Here is a 17,451-nt window from a genome sequence, read left to right as displayed (position 1 = left end):
TTTAAATCGCCTTATTGGGATCAAACGCGTCGCGTACCGCTTCACCAATAAAGATCAGTAGCGATAAAAGCAGGGCAACGGAGATGAACGCAGTGATCCCAAGCCACGGCGCCTGCAGGTTATTTTTACCTTGTAACAGGAGTTCTCCCAACGATGGCGAGCCAAGCGGTAAGCCGAATCCGAGGAAATCCAGCGAGGTCAGGGTGGTTATCGAGGCGCATAATATAAACGGTAAAAAAGTCAGGGCGGCGACCATCGCGTTGGGTAGCATATGACGCAGAATAATACTGCGATCGCTCACGCCGAGCGCCTGCGCGGCACGAATGTAATCAAAGTTCCGGGTACGTAAAAATTCCGCACGCACCACGCCAACCAGACTCATCCAGCCAAACAGCACGGTAATGCCCAGCAGCCACCAGAAGTTGGGCTGGACCACGCTCGACAACAGAATGATCAGAAACAGCGTTGGCATACCAGACCAAACCTCAATGAATCGCTGCCCCCACAGGTCCACCTTGCCGCCATAATAGCCCTGAATAGCGCCAGCCATGATGCCCATCACGCTGGAACACAGGGTCAGCATTAAACCAAACAGGACCGAGATACGCGTGCCGTAGAGGATACGCGCCAGCACGTCGCCGCCGTTGGCGTCCGTCCCCAGCCAGTTTTGCGCAGAAGGTGGGGAAGGGAAGGGCTTATCAGTGGCAAAGTTAATGCTGGTGGCCCCAAAGCGTACGGGCGCCCACAGGATCCAGCCCTGCTTCTCCAGGCGCTGCTGTAGCCAGGGATCCTGATAATCAGCTTTGGTCGCCAGTGGTCCGCCAAAGTCGCTTTCACTGTAGTTTTTGAACAGAGGGAAATACCAACTGCTGTCATAGCGCACCAGCAGCGGCTTATCGTTGGCAATCAGTTCGGAACACAGGCTAAGGCCAAACAACACCAGAAAAATCCACAGCGACCAGTAGCCGCGGCGGTTATGACGAAAACGCGCCCAGCGGGCCTGATTGACGGGGCTTAATCGCGACATTAGCGTCCCTCAAAATCAATACGGGGATCGACCAGCGTATAGCTGATATCACTGAGAATATTCAGCAGCAGTCCGATCAGGGTGAAGATATAGAGCGTGCCAAACATCACCGGGTAGTCGCGTGATACGGTGGATTCATACCCCAGTAACCCCAGTCCGTTAAGCGAGAACATGACTTCAATCAGCAGCGAGCCGGTAAAAAACATGCTGATAAACGTTGCCGGGAAACCTGCTATCACCAGTAACATCGCGTTGCGAAACACATGTTTCCATAGAATATTTTTCTCGCTTACCCCTTTGGCTCGCGCGGTAACGACATACTGTTTGCGGACTTCATCCAGAAATGAGTTTTTAGTCAGCATGGTCAGCGCGGCAAACCCGCCAACCACCGTCGCCAGCACCGGCAGGGTAATATGCCACAGGTAGTCGGTCACTTTCTGATACCAGGGCAGAGAGTCAAAGTTGGCGGAAACCAGCCCGCGCAGCGGGAACAGGTCGTAGTAGCTTCCCCCGGCAAAAAAGACGATCAGCAAAATCGCAAACAGAAAGGCCGGTATGGCATAGCCGATAATAATGAATGCGCTGCTCCACACATCAAATCGGCTGCCATTGTGCACCGCTTTACGGATACCTAGCGGGATCGACACCAGATAAATGATGAGTGTGCTCCACAGCCCAAGCGTAACGGAAACGGGCAGGCTGTCTTTGATAAGCGTCAGCACCGAAGCGCTACGAAACAGGCTGTCGCCGAAATCGAAACGAATGTAGTCCCAGAGCATTTTGAAATAACGTTCGTGAATGGGTTTATCGAACCCGTAGCGGCGGGTGATTTCTGCAATTACTTCCGGATCCAGACCGCGGCCTCCGCGATAATTGCTGTCGCTGATGTTACCCACGCCGGTTTGCGCGTGGCTGGCGCGAACGCCTTCGCTACCCGCGCCGGGTAAGGCGCCACTTTGCCCGAACTCAATAGCGGCGACGGCCTGCTCAACGGGACCGCCGGGGGCAATTTGCACGATAAAAAAGTTGATGGTGATGATGGCCCAGAGCGTCGGGATCACCAGCAGCAGACGTCGAATCAGATAAGCGCCCATTTACTCTCCCTGTCGTCTGGCTGCGGGTAGCTTCGCCGCTTTGTTGACGTCATACCACCAGTTGTCGAGGCCGATGGTGTAAATTGGGCGAATAGCAGGATGTGAAAATTTGTCCCACCAGGCGATACGATCCTCGGCCATGTACCACATCGGCAACATGTAGTAGTTCCAGGTTAATACCCTGTCCAGCGCCCGTCCCAGCGGGATCAGTTTGGCTTTATCACCTTGCGCCGCGATGATTTGATTGATCAATTTATCAATCACCGGGCTTTGCACGCCGGGCGCATTGTAGCTGGAATCAATGTATTCAGAGGCCCACAGAATTTGCAGGTCCGAACTCGGCCACGGCATCGCGCGATACAACCTCGGCATCATGTCATAGTCGCGACTGCGCAGGCGGTTCGTGATTTGCGAATTATCAACCTGGCGGATGTTCATGGTGATGCCTAAGCGCTGCAGGTTGTGCTGGAACGGCAGTACCCACTGGCTGTTACTGCCCGCCGGGAGCAACAGTTCGAAGCTCAGGGGTTTACCGCTGGCGCTGTTCACGCGCTGCTGTCCCTTTAGTATCCAGCCAGCCTGTTCCAGTAAGGTATTGGCTTTCAATAAGTTGTCACGATCGTAACCATCACCTGTTGATTTTGGCGGCTGATAAATTTGGCTGAAGACCTCAGGGGGGAGATCTTTTTTCAATGGCGCGAGTATCACCAGTTCATCCGCATCGGGGTAATTTTTTGCGGCATACTCGGTATTCTGAAAATAGCTGTTTGTCCGGCTCCAGGCGTTATAGAACAGGGCTTTATTCATCCATTCAAAATCAAAGGCCAGCGTGATGGCTTCACGTACGCGTCGATCGCTGAATACCGGACGCTGAATATTAAAGGCCAGCCAACGCGTATCCTGTGCGGATTCGTTTTTCTGCTCATCTTTGATGATGTAATGATTTGCGAAATTTTTGCCGGTATAACGTGTCGCCCAGTTTTTGGCATCGTTCTCCAGACGCAGATCAAACGCACCGGCCTTAAACGCTTCAAAGGCGACGTTGTCATCAAGATAGTAATCGTAGCGGATGGTATCAAAGTTCCAGCGCCCGCGGTTAACGGGCAGGTTCGCGGCCCAATAATCTTTGACCCGCGAATAGACAATATACTGGCCCATTTTCCACTGGGTGATACGGTACGGGCCGCTGGCAAGCGGTGGGGAAGATAAGGGATCGCTGAGTTTATGATCCTTCCAGTATTTCTCAGGCATCACGGGTAATGAAAACAGGCTGAGCATATCCTCTTTGCCCGGTTTGGCTAATTCAATACGCACGGTTAACGGTGCAATGGCTTTTACCGTTGTGCCTTTGTAGACGAGGCGAAACTGCGGCACGCCTTCAGTCATAAATTTGTGAAAGGTGAAGGCGACATCGCTGGCGGTAATGGGGGAGCCATCGTGAAAACGCGCCCGTGGATTAATGGCGATTTCTACCCAGGAATAGTCGTCAGCATAGCGCGCGCTGTCGGCAATGAGCGGGTAATAGCTGCCAGGCTCGTCGTCAGAGGTGGTAAAAAGCGTATCGTACAGCGTTTCGGTGCGCGCGCCGGGATTGCCACGCATTGCATAGCGGTTGAAGTTATCGAACGTACCAATCGCGGAGAGGGTGATTTGCCCGCCTTTGGGCGCGGCTGGGTTAACGTAATCAAAGTGGTTAAAGTTAAACGCGTACTTCGGTTCGCCCAGTACGGCAAACGCATAGCTTTCTTTGATGGATTGCGCCTGAACGCTAAACCCGATGAGGGCGATAAACAGCAGCAGTAGGCGAGGGATCATATAAAAGCGCTTTCCTTTTCCTGTCACAACCCGACGGGCATCATGCCTGAGAGATAAGGGGTGTGGCGGCGAGTAAGAGTATATGAATCGCAAACTGCGATCACCACGTTGGCTTATTGGGCTGCGCCATCCAACGCACGAAATCAGCAAGCTTTAACGGTCGGCTAATCCAGTATCCCTGGAAAAAATGTACTCCACGATCGCGCAGCCAACGAGCTTGCTCAGGTGTTTCTACCCCTTCAGCAACCGTCAGCATATTAAGACGCTTAGAGAGTGTCAACACGGCGTCCAGAACCGGAGAGGTCAGGGTTTCTGTGCCGATGGCGTTAATAAACCCGCGATCGATTTTCAGGTAGTCAACGGTGAAGCGTTCCAGATAGATAAGCGCGCTATGACCGGTACCGAAATCATCAATAGCAATTTCAAAGCCAACAGAGTGTAGCCATTCGAATAGCTGTGTCGCCTCGTGTTGATTAAGCATATCGCGTTCAGTGATTTCCAGCACTAACTGAAAATGGTTCGCGGGAAGCGAGGCGCGCAGACGTCGGATGTCATCTTTAAAACTCTCGCCGTGCAGGTGCGTTGGTGCGATGTTAATCCCCAGTTTGGCGCCAGCAGGAAACACTTTTTGCAGCGTCGGGGCGTCCTGCGCTATTAACTTAAAGAGGTGTTGGGTCAGCGGGACAATCATTTTCTGCGATTCTGCATAATGAATGAAGGCATCCGGTGGGATCTCACCCGTTGATGGATGATGCCAACGTAATAACACCTCAACACCTTTTACCTCCAGCGTTTGCATCTCTACGACGGGCTGGTACACCACATAAAATTGATTATGTTTGATGGCGTGGAGGATATCTTTACCAGGGCGTAACCGGACAGTGAAGATGTAATACCAGAGGAGAACCCCGGTGATAATCCCGGCCATACATCCCAACATAATCGCGTACCAGATGTCGTTGTACGTCCACTCTTGCGCATACAAACGAATCTTCAGCGGTACCTCTTTAAGCGTCGCCTGGCGCCATGGCGTGTTAGGCAGCGCAGAGACGTCCATAATTCGGGATGAAAATGTTGAAATAGCCGTGTCGCCAGCAATAACGGCAATACCATTAAAATTATCCTCGCGGGCGGTATAAAGCAGATAGGGCGCCAGGTTGATATTCAATGAAGAAAATACACCGCTGTTATGGAACGAGGGATTGCGGTGCCAAATCATTATCGCTGGCTTATCCGGCATCATGGGCGTCCCGGAAAGTATTTCCACATCAACATCTTTGTTGATATTCAGCTTCGGGATCAGCGACAAAATGGGGGCGTTCATTGCACCTGTTGCGGAGGAGCAAAAAGCAATACCGTCTTTTACCAGCAAAAAAGCGCGAACGTTGAGGTTAAAAGCCGCACTGGAGGTAAGTTTTGCAGCGACTTGCTGGCAGTTCTTTTCCAGCAGGGGTTGAAGCGCATCTGTGGTGGTTTTGAGATCTGCAAAGTAACTACTGACATAATTCTGGATATCGGCAAGCAGCGTTTCGTACTTAACCTCTCGCTTATGCCAGGTAACCAAAAATTGCAGGGTACTCACGAGCAATGCGACGATAAGCCCCGTTAACATACAGGAAAGCAGGATTTTCCGACCGGATGAAGAGCTGCGTCTGAACATAGTTCCTTATGTTTACCTGTAGTAACCGCTTATTCTGTATGAATATAACCTGAAATGGTCCATGCTGTGAGATTTTTCTTAGTCGAGAGGCGAAACAAAAAAGCACCGCCGAAGCAGTGCTTTTGATATGTCTCATCAGGATAGCCAAGGGATAGCTGCCAAACGAAATTAACTGCGGCTCAGAACCCGGCGAGCTTCGTTGTAACGTTTTTTCCAGTAAGGCTCGTTCATGCTGGAAATGATAACGCCACTGCTGGTCGAGGCATGAACAAACTGGTTGTTGCCGATATAGATACCGACGTGGCGGCCTGTGGAGCCAGCACGGAACAGAACCAGATCGCCTGTGCGCAGATTAGTACGCGAAACGGATTTACCCGTTTCCTGTTGTTCGTAGGTTGAGCGCGGAAGCTCTAAACCAAACTGCTCACGGAACGTACGCTGTACGAAGCTGGAGCAATCAATACCTTTTTTGGTGCTGCCGCCAAGGCGGTAACGCACGCCTTTCCAGTCAGCATACTGATCCATAATACGTGATTTAACATCGATATTACGGACCATATTTTCAAATTCATCCTGAGAGGCTTGCAGTGAAGAGTTATCTCCATTGCCCACAGCATGCGTCTCAGAATGCATATTCCTGGCGGTGTTCGTGGTACTACATGCGGAAAGCAGAACCGCAACTGCTATCGCGGGTATGCCCCGCAAGATATATCTCAAAATCGGTTGAGATTTGACCATTTTGTTTGTTTTCCCTTGAAGTCCTTAACGATAAATATCGTTATAAAAAATGCCAAACGTGACGAGACTAATTACCATCGCACGATGAGACAATTCCTTAAGGTCAAATCTGTGGCAGAACGCACAAATTTATTCAGAAAGGGAATAATTGTCCCGCGAGGCAAAACGAGTTCGAGGTTACCCGATCGCCCCAGTCATTGCGAGAGATTTTATGTGATTTCTTATAAGAAAAATTGATACAGAAAGTGAATAAACGGCATTGGCTAAATTAAGAACAATTAGCGTAAAAAATATGCAAGCTATTCATTCTAAACATGAATAAGATGACAGGAGAATGACAATCAGAATGATGGAATATCGGTCGTCATCATCAGGGAATCAGAAGTTTCCCTGATGATGTTAATTGTTTTGCGTTATTTGTTTGAAAATTGTTTGTTTTTGCCGGGCAGATAATTCACAAACAGCGTGACCAGACGATCGCTTAATGACGTCATTAGCCACCAGGGTAAGCCAATCAGCACAACCGTCATGGAGCCGACCACGATATCGGTGAGCCAGTGAGCGCCGATCATTACGCGTGGAAAAGCAAAAACCACAGCGATAATAAGGCCGATTATGCCTGCAACTTTTCCGAAATAACGCAGCATAAATGCGGAAAAAATAAGCAGCATCATGCCGTGATCGCCAGGAAAACTGTCTCTGGAGGCATCTTTGGTTGGAATATGCAGCAGTTCGCTGACGCGATAAATATTATCCAGCATCAGAGTAGGGCTGGCGCGTTTAACCGGAATAAGCGCCTGGCCCAACTGATTTAATACCACTGCGGTGAGCAGCATCACCAGACCAATAGCCACAATACGCCGGCGACCTTCCGCCGTATCCTTCAGCCAAAAGTGCAGCATCAGTGCGCCCATAGCCAACAACGAGCAGCCATCAAATGCCCGGTTATTGGTGATCGCAACAATCCACAGAAACAGCGGGCTTTCAACCAGCTTCTGATTGAAAAAACGGAAGACGCCCGTATCCAGTGAGGACCAGAACCCGTGCCCGGCGGGAATATACCAGGACAGAAACAGCGCTATACCTGCAATATTGAGCAGTATAATAAGAGGGTATCGGGTTTTCATCGTCGTTTACCATTGCTATAAAACGAAGGCAACCTTACGCGCTACCGTCTAAACGAAGTCTCAACAATGCGCTCTGTAACGTATTCCAGTCGGTGTCGGTATCGGAGATGAGTTCAATACGGCTATCCGGCGGAGCGACGTTTTGCGTCTCAATATGCCAGTCGTCTCCCTGACGGTTAATGCGCACCAGCCCCTCTTTGATACGCATTACACCTTTTACACGCCCAACGGGTGCAAGGCGCGACCATTCCAGCAGGCCGATGGTATCGAACACCGTATCGGCGTCAAAGATCCAGCCGCAGGCCTGATGACCCTGACCGCTGTTCAGGCTGCGACGCCAACGCTGTTGTGCGGGCAAACTTAACGCCGCCAGCCCTTTTTTGTCAGCATGACTATGGGCGTGCTCAGCGCTTGCGGGAAGCTGCGCCAGGTTTAGTCGGGGCAAATCCAGTAATTGACCGGCAATATTTCCATGATCGGCATGAACCAACTGACGATTGCCGCCATAGTGCTGCCACCAGGTTTGCAGGGCGTTTTCGCTTTCCGTTGTGGCGCGGTCGGCTTTGTTGGCGACGATGATATCGGCGGCAGCCAGTTGATCGCGGAAATTGTCATTGGCGACGCTTTTTTCATCCAGTAGCTGGCGAGGATCAAGAATACAAAGGGTCGCGCGCAAATCGATCCACGGTTCGTAAACCGGAGCGGTAAGTAAATCCAGAATCTGTTTGGGATGTCCGAGGCCGGTAGGTTCAATGAGTAGTCGGTCAGGTTTTCCCTGACGCAACAATGTATTGAGGCCAACCTGCATTGGCAGACCGTTAACACAGCACATACAGCCGCCGGGGATCTCTTTTAGCAATGCGCCGCTGTCGGCTAACAGGGCGCCATCAATACCGACTTCACCAAACTCATTGACCAGTACGGCCCACTTCTCTGCGGGATCTTTGTTTGCCAATAAATGAAGAATAGAGGTGCTTTTGCCACTGCCGAGAAAACCGGTGATGAGATTGGTTTTAGTCACATTTACTCCAGAATCATAAATTGCCGTAATGGCATTTAACAATCCTGGCGAAAAACGGGGAAAAAGAGAAGGGGTGAGAGGACGAAGACGCGCTTCGTCCTGATTAATGGCAGAAATCGTTAACTTTTTAACGTTTCAATGACAGCCTGATGCGCACCATATTGGGCAATACGCTGCCAGGCGAGCTGAATAGCCGCAACAAACTGCGGATTCTGTACCAGATCGGTGGCGAAAATCTCATGCAGAGAAAGCAGGGCGCTGACGCGTTCTGAGTCTGTACTCTGCTTCACAAGCGCGCTGATTTTCTCGCTCAATGGATCACGAATATCAATGGCCGCACCGGAATCATCCACTCCGCTTACGTAACGCATCCAGCCTGCGACGCCGAGTGCCAGCAGCGGCCACTCGCTGCGCCGTGCTAAATGTACGCGGATCCCTTCCAGCATACGCTGGGGTAATTTTTGGCTACCATCCATCGCGATTTGCCAGGTTTTATGCTTCAACGCCGGGTTGGCAAAGCGTTCCAGCAGGCTAGCGGCATACTGGTCTAAATCAACATCGGTGATTTGCAGGCTAGGCGCCTGTTCGTTGAGCATCAGACGGTAGGCGGCTTCACGAAAAGCGCTGTCCTGCATGCAGTCGCTAATGTGCTGAAACCCGGCCAGATAGCCGAGATACGCGAGAAACGAATGACTACCGTTCAGCATCCGCAATTTCATTTGTTCCCACGGCAGAACGTTTTCAACCATTTGTACGCCGGCGGTTTCCCACTGCGGACGACCACACACAAAATTGTCTTCAATCACCCACTGAATAAAGGGCTCACAGCTGATTGCACAGGGATCGGCCACCCCCAACTCACGAGCGATTTCAGCCAGTGACTCTTCGGTGGCGGCAGGAACAATCCTGTCCACCATGGTACCCGGGAAGCTGACATGTTCCTGGATCCAGTGGGCCAGCTCAGGTGAGCGTTTCTCCGCCATTCCCAGTACGGCGTTTTTTACCACATGGCCATTATCCGGGATATTATCGCAGGAGAGGACGGTAAAAGGCTGCAGCCCGCGTTCACGTCGGCGGTGCAGCGCTTCAACAATAATGCCGGGTGCGGAATGTGGCTCAGCCGGAGTCTGTAGATCATGAATAATGCGTGGATGAGAAAGATCCAGCGAGCCTGTTGCCGGATCGATGCAGTAGCCTTTTTCCGTAATCGTTAACGAGACAATCGCCACCTGAGGTTCACAGAATTTTTCGATAATGGCCGCCAGCGAATCCAGCGTGGCGTTCAGACATTCTTTGACGGAGCCGATAACAATCGGTTGGTTGCCATTCGCCCCTTTTTCTAACACGGTAAATAAATGATCCTGCTCGCGAAGCTGACTCATTAGTCGATCGCCGCTGAACAGACTTATCTCACAAATTCCCCAGTCCCCACCCTGTGCATTCAGTACCCGATCGGTCAGTAATGCCTGATGGGCGCGGTGAAAAGCACCGAAACCAAAATGCACAATCCGCGTTTTTAATTGTTGGCGATCGTACTGCGGCATCATGACATTTTTCGCGAGCGGCACTGAGGCAATAGTTTTCATTCAATACACCTGATTAACCATTAATTAACAATGGCAGTATAAAGTTATATGACAGCAAATTGAATTGGTGTGCCTCATTTATCCGGGTAATGTGAGCTGGATCAACCAATCATTGCGGATTTGTTGATCCTCGCCCAGATGCCTGTATGGTAGTCGTCATTAAGTGAGCCTAATTTGGTATAACAACTTGTGAGGTGAAACCATGGAACAAACCTGGCGTTGGTACGGACCTAACGATCCAGTATCGCTTGATGATGTGCGTCAGGCTGGCGCAACGGGTGTTGTGACCGCCTTGCACCACATTGCCAACGGTGAAGTCTGGCCGGTAGAAGAGATTAAAAAGCGGCAGGCTATTCTGGCTGAAAAAGGGCTGACCTGGTCAGTGGTGGAAAGTATCCCCGTCCACGAAGATATCAAAACGCACTCTGGTCAATATCAAACGTGGATTGCTAACTATCAGCAGAGTATCCGTAATCTGGCGACCTGCGGCATCGATACCGTGTGCTATAACTTCATGCCGATCCTCGACTGGACGCGTACTGATCTCGAGTATCAGTTGCCGGACGGCTCCAAAGCGCTGCGTTTTGACCAGATCGCTTTTGCTGCCTTTGAGCTGCATATCCTCAAACGTTCAGGGGCTGAAGCGGATTACACCCCGGAAGAACAACGCCAGGCGCTGGACTATTTCAATGCCATGAGCGAGGCCGATATTGAAAAACTGACGCGCAATATCATCGCAGGTCTGCCCGGTGCCGAAGAGGGGTATACCCTTGATCAGTTCCGTGCGCGCCTTGCTGAATATGACGGCATCAGCAAAGACGACTTGCGCAATAACATGGCGGTATTCCTGCGGGCGATAGTGCCAGTGGCAGAAGAAGTCGGCGTGCGTCTGGCCGTACACCCGGACGATCCGCCGCGTCCGATCCTTGGCCTGCCGCGCATCGTTTCGACCATCGAAGATATGCAGTGGCTGAAAGACACCGTCGACAGCATCAATAACGGTTTCACCATGTGCACCGGCTCCTACGGCGTACGCGCCGATAACGATCTGGTGAAAATGATTGAAACCTTTGGCGATCGTATTCACTTCACGCATCTGCGTTCAACTTGCCGTGAAGATAACCCGAAAACCTTCCACGAAGGTGCGCATTTGCAGGGCGATGTGGATATGGTATCGGTGGTGGCGGCGATTCTGAGCGAAGAGCAGCGCCGTAAAAAGGCGGGCGATCTGCGTCCAATCCCGATGCGCCCCGATCACGGGCACCAGATGCTTGATGATTTGCATAAAAAAACCAACCCGGGCTACTCTGCGATTGGTCGTCTGAAAGGACTGGCGGAAGTCCGTGGCGTTGAGCTGGCGCTGAAACAAACACAGTTCCGCGATCTGCTGTAAGGCGAACAACAGGGATTGAGCGGCAGGCTCGATCCCTGTAATCCATTAAGGCTGCGATAGCGCCTGCTCCAGTACCGCCAGGACTCTTTTTATCTGCTGTAACTGCAATCCACCAAATCCAAAAAACATAACTGCGTCGCTGTTCTCTTCACGCCATGCGGCTTCTGAGCCATTCTCTATATCTGGCAACGTATCGAAACGAATCCCGGCGAGCAGGCAGCGTTGTTGTAGCCTGGCGATAATTTCGGGGGACCAGGCAATGCGTAATGAGAGGTGCAGACCTGCCGTTGCGCCAGCGATTTTCCCTTCGGGAAACAGTGCGGATAGGCCGTCGCGTAATAGCGTAAGACGTGCCGCATAATTGCAGGCCAGCTTGCTGATATGCGTATAAAACACCTGATTTTGCATTAATTCGGCCAAAAATTGCTGCAACAACCACTGGCTCCCGTTGTTGTTGAGCGCTTTCATATTCTGTACGGCCGGAAGCAGTTCGTCAGGGCAAATCAGATAGCCAAGACGTCCTCCTGGTCCCAATGTTTTGGAAAATGTCCCTATATAGATAACCCGGTTGTGATAATCCATGGCTTTCAGCGCGGGAAGGGGATTTTCTCCATAGGTAAAAACGGCATCGTAATCGTCTTCAATAATGTAAGCGCCGACGCGCTGCGCCCACGTTAATAATGCCTGACGCCGCTCCAGTGACAGGACGCTACCCAGCGGATACTGATGCGCTGGAGTAACATAACAAAGCTGAGTAGCATATTCCGGTAAATTATCTGTTTGCAGTCCGTGGTTATCGACAGCAATTGGCGTAATGTCTGCGCCGTAATAATTAAACAGATGCCAGGCCCCCGAATAACAAGGGGACTCGGTTACAATATGGCACTTTTTTTGCTGACTGAAAGTATGATGGTTAATAAAGAGTTGAGTGAGCAGTGACAGTCCTTCCTGAATCCCGTTAGTAATAATGATGTTCTCTGCTCGAGTATTAATACCGCGAGATAAATTAAGGTATCTGACCAATTATTCACGCAGTGAAAATAATCCATTTGGTGAATGATATCGGGTGAATAATTGTTCCTTGAGGACGCTGGGGGCGTTATTCCATTTGCGCCAGCTTGACCAGGGAAAAGCATTGGGATCGGGAACGCTCATTTGGCAATAGCACTCTCGCCCAGGCTCTGCATAAACATCGGTGGGGATCCCAGCCGCTTTAGGTTTCATCGGCGGGGAACCCTGCGCGACGTGCACGATTGCTGGCGTTGTGCGTACAGGTGTGGTGAAGATGACCTCGTAGCCGATACCTTGTCGACTCTTAATTAATCCCGCGGCCATGAGCTTATCATAGGCCATCACGACCGTTATTTTGGCAACGTTTAATACCTGTGCCTGCTCGCGAATAGAGGGAAGTTTATCTCCACAAAGCAAATCACCGCGCTGAATGGCCTGGAAATAAAATTGAAATATCTGCAATTGCAGCGGGGTACGGCTTTCTCGATCGAGAGTCAGTGTTAGCATGAGGAATTCCTTATGTATATATACGCACTATATTACGAGCTTCTCTTCTTCACGTTTTGATGCACCTCATAGAGTAGATGCTGTTCCTATAAGCTGCTTTTGCTGTCTCTATTTTTGATTTTTATGATCGCTTAGCGTGTCGCTATTAAAAAAATGGAGGCAAGCATGTCGTGGATAAGAAAGAACGCACTGTGGTGCGCATTCGTCGGGGCAGTAGCAATGGCCCTTGCAATTTGGGGGACGTGGCAAGGCGTTCATTACACCAGTACCACCGAATTTTGTTTATCGTGTCACTCGATGCGCACACCAGGAGAGGAATATAAAACCAGCGTGCATTTTCGCAATGCTTCTGGCGTGCGTGCTGAGTGTAAGGATTGTCATATTCCGCCAGGGATCGTCCCGACGTTGGTTCGTAAAACGGAAGCCTTAAACGACCTCTACCACACCTTTATCTCTCCTTCGATTGATACCCCTGAAAAATTTGCCGCAAAACGAGCGGAATTGGCCCAGCGAGAGTGGGCGCGAATGAGCGCTAACCATTCGGCGGCATGTAAGTCTTGCCACAGCTATGAGGCGATGGATCACGGCAAACAATCTGCGAATGCGGCGGCGCAAATGACCGCGGCGGCGGCAAAAGACAGCAACTGTATTGATTGCCATAAAGGTATTGCCCATCACAAACCCGATATGAGCAGCGGTTTCCGCGATCGCTATAAGCAGTTGCAGCAGCAGGGAGCGTCTTTATCGAATGCGAGCACGCTGTTCTCGTTAAGCGAAAAAGCATTGACGCCAACGGCCGGAAGCCCCGCAGGTAAAGCGCTGTTATTTCCTGCCACCGAGGTCAAAGTGCTGAAAAAAGAGGGCAGCAACGTGCAGCTTGAACTGACGGGCTGGCGTGAAAGCAAAGGACGCGGGCGGGTGATAACCCAGTATATGGGTAAGCGTGTGTTCTCGGCCGTGCTTGATGACGCCTTGATGGCGAACGTAAAAGTACTACAAACCCAGGTCGATCCTGACTCACACCAGCAATGGCAGCAGGTGAGCGTGACCGCCTGGACCTCCGCCCAGGGGCTTATCAGCAATATTGCACCGATCTGGGAATATTCGGATCAAATGCTGCAATCCACCTGTAGCGCCTGTCATAGCACTCCTCCTACGACCCGATATACCGCCAACGGCTGGATCGCCGGATTGAAAGCGATGTCCACCTATTACCGACTGAATCCGGTGGAAGAACGTACGTTGTTGAAATACCTCCAGACCCATGCCAGCGATGTGTCTGAACCTAACAAAAATTAAGGAAAATATATGGATATTCATGAATTTAACCCGTCTCGCCGCCGTTTTCTGAGCGGTATGCTAGCGGTGGGCGCGGCCAGTGCGCTGGCGCCGAATCCGCTGATATCAAAAGTATGGGCAGCGGGAGAAAACCCCGCACAGTGGATTCAATCCGGTTCGCATTTTGGCGCTTTTGAAGCCAAGGTTGTCAACGGCGAGTGGACAGAAACCCGGCCTTTCAAACATGACAAATACCCTTGCGATATGCTGAACGCGGTGCGTGAAGTGGTCTATAACCCGTCGCGGGTACGTTATCCAATGGTTCGTCTGGACTGGTTACGTAAACGCGAGAAATCGGATCGCAGCCAGCGCGGAGATAATCGTTTTGTGCGGGTAAGTTGGGATCAGGCGCTGGATCTGTTTTACGAAGAGCTGGAACGGGTACAAAAAACCTACGGCTCATCGGGGGTATTTACCGGGCTGGCCGACTGGCAAATGGTAGGGAAATACCATAAAGCGGGCGGGGCGATGGACAGAGGGCTTGGTCTGCATGGTAGCTATGTGACGACCGTTGGCGACTACTCTGCAGCAGCTGCGCAGGTTATCTTGCCGCATGTGATTGGTTCGCTGGAAGTTTATGAACAGCAAACGTCACTGCCGCTGGTTATTCAGAACAGTAATACCATCGTGCTGTGGGGATGCGATCCGATCAAAAACTTGCAGATCGAGTTCCTGGTTCCCGATCACGATGCGTTTGGCTACTGGCAACAGATTAAAGAAGCGGTTGCGCAGGGTAAAATGCGCGTTATCAGCGTCGATCCAGTGCGTAGCAAATCGCAAAACTACCTTGGCTGTGAACAACTGGCGCTACGACCACAAACCGATGTCGCGTTAATGCTGGCACTCGCCCATACGCTGTATGAAGAAAAACTGTATGACACGGCGTTTATTAACGATTACACCGTGGGTTTTGAGCAGTTTTTGCCCTATCTGCTTGGGGAGAGTGATAAGCAGCCGAAAAATGCCGAATGGGCAGCGCAAATCTGTGGCCTGACGGCGGAGCAGATCCGTGATTTCGCCCGCCTGCTGGTCAAAGGCCGGACCCAATTTATGGGCGGTTGGTGCGTACAACGCATGCATCATGGCGAACAGTATCCCTGGATGCTGGTGGTGCTGGCCAGTATGGTTGGGCAAATTGGCTTGCCGGGCGGCGGCGTAGGGTTTGGCTGGCATTACAACGGCGGTGGTACGGTGACATCCACCGGACCTGTACTCTCCGGGCTGGGAGGGATCGCGAATCCTCCACCGGCGAAGTATAAAGCGGATTTTCGCGGCGCATCGGAGCATATCCCCACCTCACGCATCGTTGACTGCCTGCTGGAGCCGGGCAAAAAGGTTGCCTTTAACGGCGAAACGTTAACCTGGCCTGATATTAAAATGGCGATCTACAGCGCGGCGAATCCATTCCATGCGCAGCAGGATCGTAATCGCATGATCAAGGCATGGAAGAAGCTGGAAACCGTGGTGGTATTGGATCATCAATGGACCGCGTCGTGTCGATTTGCCGATATCGTCCTGCCTGTTACCACCCGCTTTGAACGTAACGATATTGAACAGTTTGGTACGCATTCGAACAAAGGGCTGATGGCCCTGCATCAGATTGTTAAACCGCAATATGAAGCGCGGCATGATTTTGACGTTTTTGCCGGATTATGTAAGCGCTTTGATAAAGAGGCGGTGTACCGCGAGAACCGTGATGAAATGCAGTGGATACAGGCGCTCTACGACGAAGGCGTGAAGATGGGCGCGTCGCTCGGTGTCTCCTTACCGGACTTTACTACGTTCTGGCAGGGCGAAGGATACATTGAATATCCGGCCGGACAGCCGTGGGTGCGTCACGGTGAGTTTCGCGACCAACCAGATCTTAATCCCCTGGGAACGCCGTCAGGTCTGATTGAAATCTACAGTAAAACCATTGCTGGCTTTGCTTACGAGGATTGTCCCGGTCATCCGGTATGGATGGAACCGTTTGAACGTAATCATGCCGCTAAAAAAAATAAATATCCGCTGCATCTGCAATCCTGCCATCCGGATAAACGTCTGCACTCGCAGTTGTGCTCGAGCGAGGCGTTTCGCAATACCTATGCGGTTGCCGGAAGAGAACCGCTTTATATCAGCGCGCAGGATGCCACTGCCCGTGGTCTGAAAGCAGGTGATATCGCTCGCGTCTTCAACGACCGTGGTCAGGTGCTGGCTGGGGTGGTGATTAGCCCGGATTTTACCCCTGGCGTAATCCGCATTCATGAAGGGGCCTGGTATTCCCCGCAGGAGGGTGGAAAAGCCGGGACGTTATGCACTTATGGCGACCCGAATGTCCTGAGCGCCGATATTGGTACTTCACAGTTGGCGCAAGGCCCTTCAGCGCATACCGTGCTGGTGGAGGTCGAACGTTATCAGCAGAAAAAAGCGCCACCGGTAACGGCATTCGGCGGCCCGGAGACAGTAAAAGAGGAGGGGGGAAGTGCAGCATAACCAAATACATCAGCAGCGGGTGGACATGTACCAGTGGTTCTCGCAATTGCTGTTCCGTGAGCTGGACGAAAAGCAACTTGCCAGCCTTGAAAACGACGATAATCGGGCGTGGATTGTCTCACTGGCGGCGATTCCTGGATTGTCTGGCAAGGTTAAGCATTTTGAGCGTAGTCTGACCCGGATTTTACGCCGTGATTCCCGACAGCTGGAACTCGCCGCGGATTTTGCCTCGCTGTTTCTGCTGGCGCCGCCTGGCGGAGTCTCTCCCTATGCAGGGCACTATCCGCATACGACCGCGTCAGCAGAACGTCAGCAAATGAATGCGCTGCTGATCGAACACGGTCTGACCGCGCGGGAAAATGAGCCATCCGATCATATCGCCATTCAACTGGCATTGATGGCGAAGATGGTTGCTAAAGAGGAGGCGGTATCTGCGCAGTATTACTTTTTGCATCACCATATGATGTGCTGGGCGCCATTGCTACGCGATGCCTGCCTGGCGCGAGATGAACAGGGGTTTTACCCGCAGGCGGTCAATCTGATAGTGAGTTTTATGCGCGAGGATGAACAGTATCTGGAATCGCTGTTAATGGATGATTTTTATCTCAGCAGTCAGCGTTGAGAATAACAAAGGGACAGCTGGTGCTGTAATGCCAGCCAGT

Annotated in this window: 12 protein-coding genes and 1 pseudogene; 4 read left to right on the top strand and 9 right to left on the bottom strand. The window is 51.4% G+C overall.

What is annotated here, in order from left to right:
- Position 1: 1 nt before the first annotated feature.
- The 8 genes from JSN25_RS19895 to JSN25_RS19860 all read right to left on the bottom strand — a co-directional run bounded on the left by JSN25_RS19895 (position 2) and on the right by JSN25_RS19860 (position 10,068).
- Entirely contained in the window at positions 2-1,027 is a 1,026-nt protein-coding gene (locus tag JSN25_RS19895) for an ABC transporter permease (protein ID WP_061382084.1), read from the bottom strand.
- Positions 1,027-2,121: a microcin C ABC transporter permease YejB gene (locus tag JSN25_RS19890; protein WP_003834575.1), complete on the bottom strand. Its 1,095-nt coding sequence runs from the start codon at positions 2,119-2,121 to the stop codon at positions 1,027-1,029. The genes JSN25_RS19895 and JSN25_RS19890 overlap by 1 nt, the downstream gene beginning before the upstream one ends.
- Positions 2,122-3,936, bottom strand: coding sequence for an extracellular solute-binding protein (locus JSN25_RS19885; RefSeq protein WP_121529292.1), 1,815 nt, complete (start codon positions 3,934-3,936; stop codon positions 2,122-2,124). It lies immediately after the preceding gene.
- A 100-nt stretch (positions 3,937-4,036) separates the two neighbouring features.
- Positions 4,037-5,596, bottom strand: coding sequence for a cyclic di-GMP phosphodiesterase (locus JSN25_RS19880; protein ID WP_069323432.1), 1,560 nt, complete (start codon positions 5,594-5,596; stop codon positions 4,037-4,039).
- A 168-nt stretch (positions 5,597-5,764) separates the two neighbouring features.
- Complete coding sequence (gene mepS / locus JSN25_RS19875) at positions 5,765-6,334, bottom strand: bifunctional murein DD-endopeptidase/murein LD-carboxypeptidase (RefSeq protein ID WP_003027474.1); 570 nt, start codon at positions 6,332-6,334, stop codon at positions 5,765-5,767.
- 413 nt (positions 6,335-6,747) lie between these two features.
- Positions 6,748-7,461: a phosphatase PAP2 family protein gene (locus JSN25_RS19870; protein WP_204525281.1), complete on the bottom strand. Its 714-nt coding sequence runs from the start codon at positions 7,459-7,461 to the stop codon at positions 6,748-6,750.
- A gap of 34 nt (positions 7,462-7,495) precedes the next feature.
- Entirely contained in the window at positions 7,496-8,482 is a 987-nt protein-coding gene (locus JSN25_RS19865) for a CobW family GTP-binding protein (RefSeq protein ID WP_204525280.1), read from the bottom strand.
- 119 nt (positions 8,483-8,601) lie between these two features.
- Positions 8,602-10,068 carry a mannitol dehydrogenase family protein gene (locus tag JSN25_RS19860; protein ID WP_204525279.1) on the bottom strand — a complete coding sequence of 489 codons (1,467 nt, stop codon included), beginning with the start codon at positions 10,066-10,068 and terminating at the stop codon, positions 8,602-8,604.
- Between the two features lie 202 nt (positions 10,069-10,270).
- Between JSN25_RS19860 and uxuA the strand changes: the two genes are divergently transcribed.
- Entirely contained in the window at positions 10,271-11,461 is a 1,191-nt protein-coding gene (gene uxuA / locus JSN25_RS19855; RefSeq protein WP_038642040.1) for a mannonate dehydratase, read from the top strand.
- 45 nt (positions 11,462-11,506) lie between these two features.
- On the opposite strand, the pseudogene pdxR reads toward uxuA, so the two are convergent.
- A pseudogene (pdxR, locus tag JSN25_RS19850) lies at positions 11,507-12,979 on the bottom strand (MocR-like pyridoxine biosynthesis transcription factor PdxR).
- A gap of 165 nt (positions 12,980-13,144) precedes the next feature.
- On the opposite strand from pdxR, the gene torC reads away from it, so the two are divergent.
- Genes torC through torD form a run of 3 tightly spaced genes read left to right on the top strand, consistent with a single transcriptional unit; the run spans position 13,145 to position 17,411 of the window.
- Positions 13,145-14,278: a pentaheme c-type cytochrome TorC gene (torC, locus tag JSN25_RS19845; protein ID WP_085047863.1), complete on the top strand. Its 1,134-nt coding sequence runs from the start codon at positions 13,145-13,147 to the stop codon at positions 14,276-14,278.
- A 9-nt stretch (positions 14,279-14,287) separates the two neighbouring features.
- Positions 14,288-16,789: a trimethylamine-N-oxide reductase TorA gene (gene torA / locus JSN25_RS19840; protein ID WP_110497397.1), complete on the top strand. Its 2,502-nt coding sequence runs from the start codon at positions 14,288-14,290 to the stop codon at positions 16,787-16,789.
- Positions 16,779-17,411, top strand: coding sequence for a molecular chaperone TorD (gene torD, locus JSN25_RS19835; protein WP_199952634.1), 633 nt, complete (start codon positions 16,779-16,781; stop codon positions 17,409-17,411). Before torA ends, torD begins: the two co-directional genes overlap by 11 nt.
- Positions 17,412-17,451: the final 40 nt, after the last annotated feature.

This window comes from Citrobacter cronae (genome assembly GCF_016893685.1).
Lineage (GTDB): Bacteria > Pseudomonadota > Gammaproteobacteria > Enterobacterales > Enterobacteriaceae > Citrobacter > Citrobacter werkmanii.
The sequence above is the reverse complement of the archived record's forward strand: the minus strand, read 5'-3'. Positions and strand labels throughout refer to the sequence as shown.

Excerpts from the sequence above, each read along its gene's own strand:
- JSN25_RS19895 (WP_061382084.1), bottom strand. The coding sequence starts at position 1,027 with ATGTCGCGATTAAGCCCCGTCAATCAGGCCCGCTGGGCGCGTTTTCGT.
- JSN25_RS19890 (WP_003834575.1), bottom strand. The coding sequence starts at position 2,121 with ATGGGCGCTTATCTGATTCGACGTCTGCTGCTGGTGATCCCGACGCTC.
- JSN25_RS19885 (WP_121529292.1), bottom strand. The coding sequence starts at position 3,936 with ATGATCCCTCGCCTACTGCTGCTGTTTATCGCCCTCATCGGGTTTAGC.
- JSN25_RS19880 (WP_069323432.1), bottom strand. The coding sequence starts at position 5,596 with ATGTTCAGACGCAGCTCTTCATCCGGTCGGAAAATCCTGCTTTCCTGT.
- mepS (WP_003027474.1), bottom strand. The coding sequence starts at position 6,334 with ATGGTCAAATCTCAACCGATTTTGAGATATATCTTGCGGGGCATACCC.
- JSN25_RS19870 (WP_204525281.1), bottom strand. The coding sequence starts at position 7,461 with ATGAAAACCCGATACCCTCTTATTATACTGCTCAATATTGCAGGTATA.
- JSN25_RS19860 (WP_204525279.1), bottom strand. The coding sequence starts at position 10,068 with ATGAAAACTATTGCCTCAGTGCCGCTCGCGAAAAATGTCATGATGCCG.
- uxuA (WP_038642040.1), top strand. The coding sequence starts at position 10,271 with ATGGAACAAACCTGGCGTTGGTACGGACCTAACGATCCAGTATCGCTT.
- torC (WP_085047863.1), top strand. The coding sequence starts at position 13,145 with ATGTCGTGGATAAGAAAGAACGCACTGTGGTGCGCATTCGTCGGGGCA.
- torA (WP_110497397.1), top strand. The coding sequence starts at position 14,288 with ATGGATATTCATGAATTTAACCCGTCTCGCCGCCGTTTTCTGAGCGGT.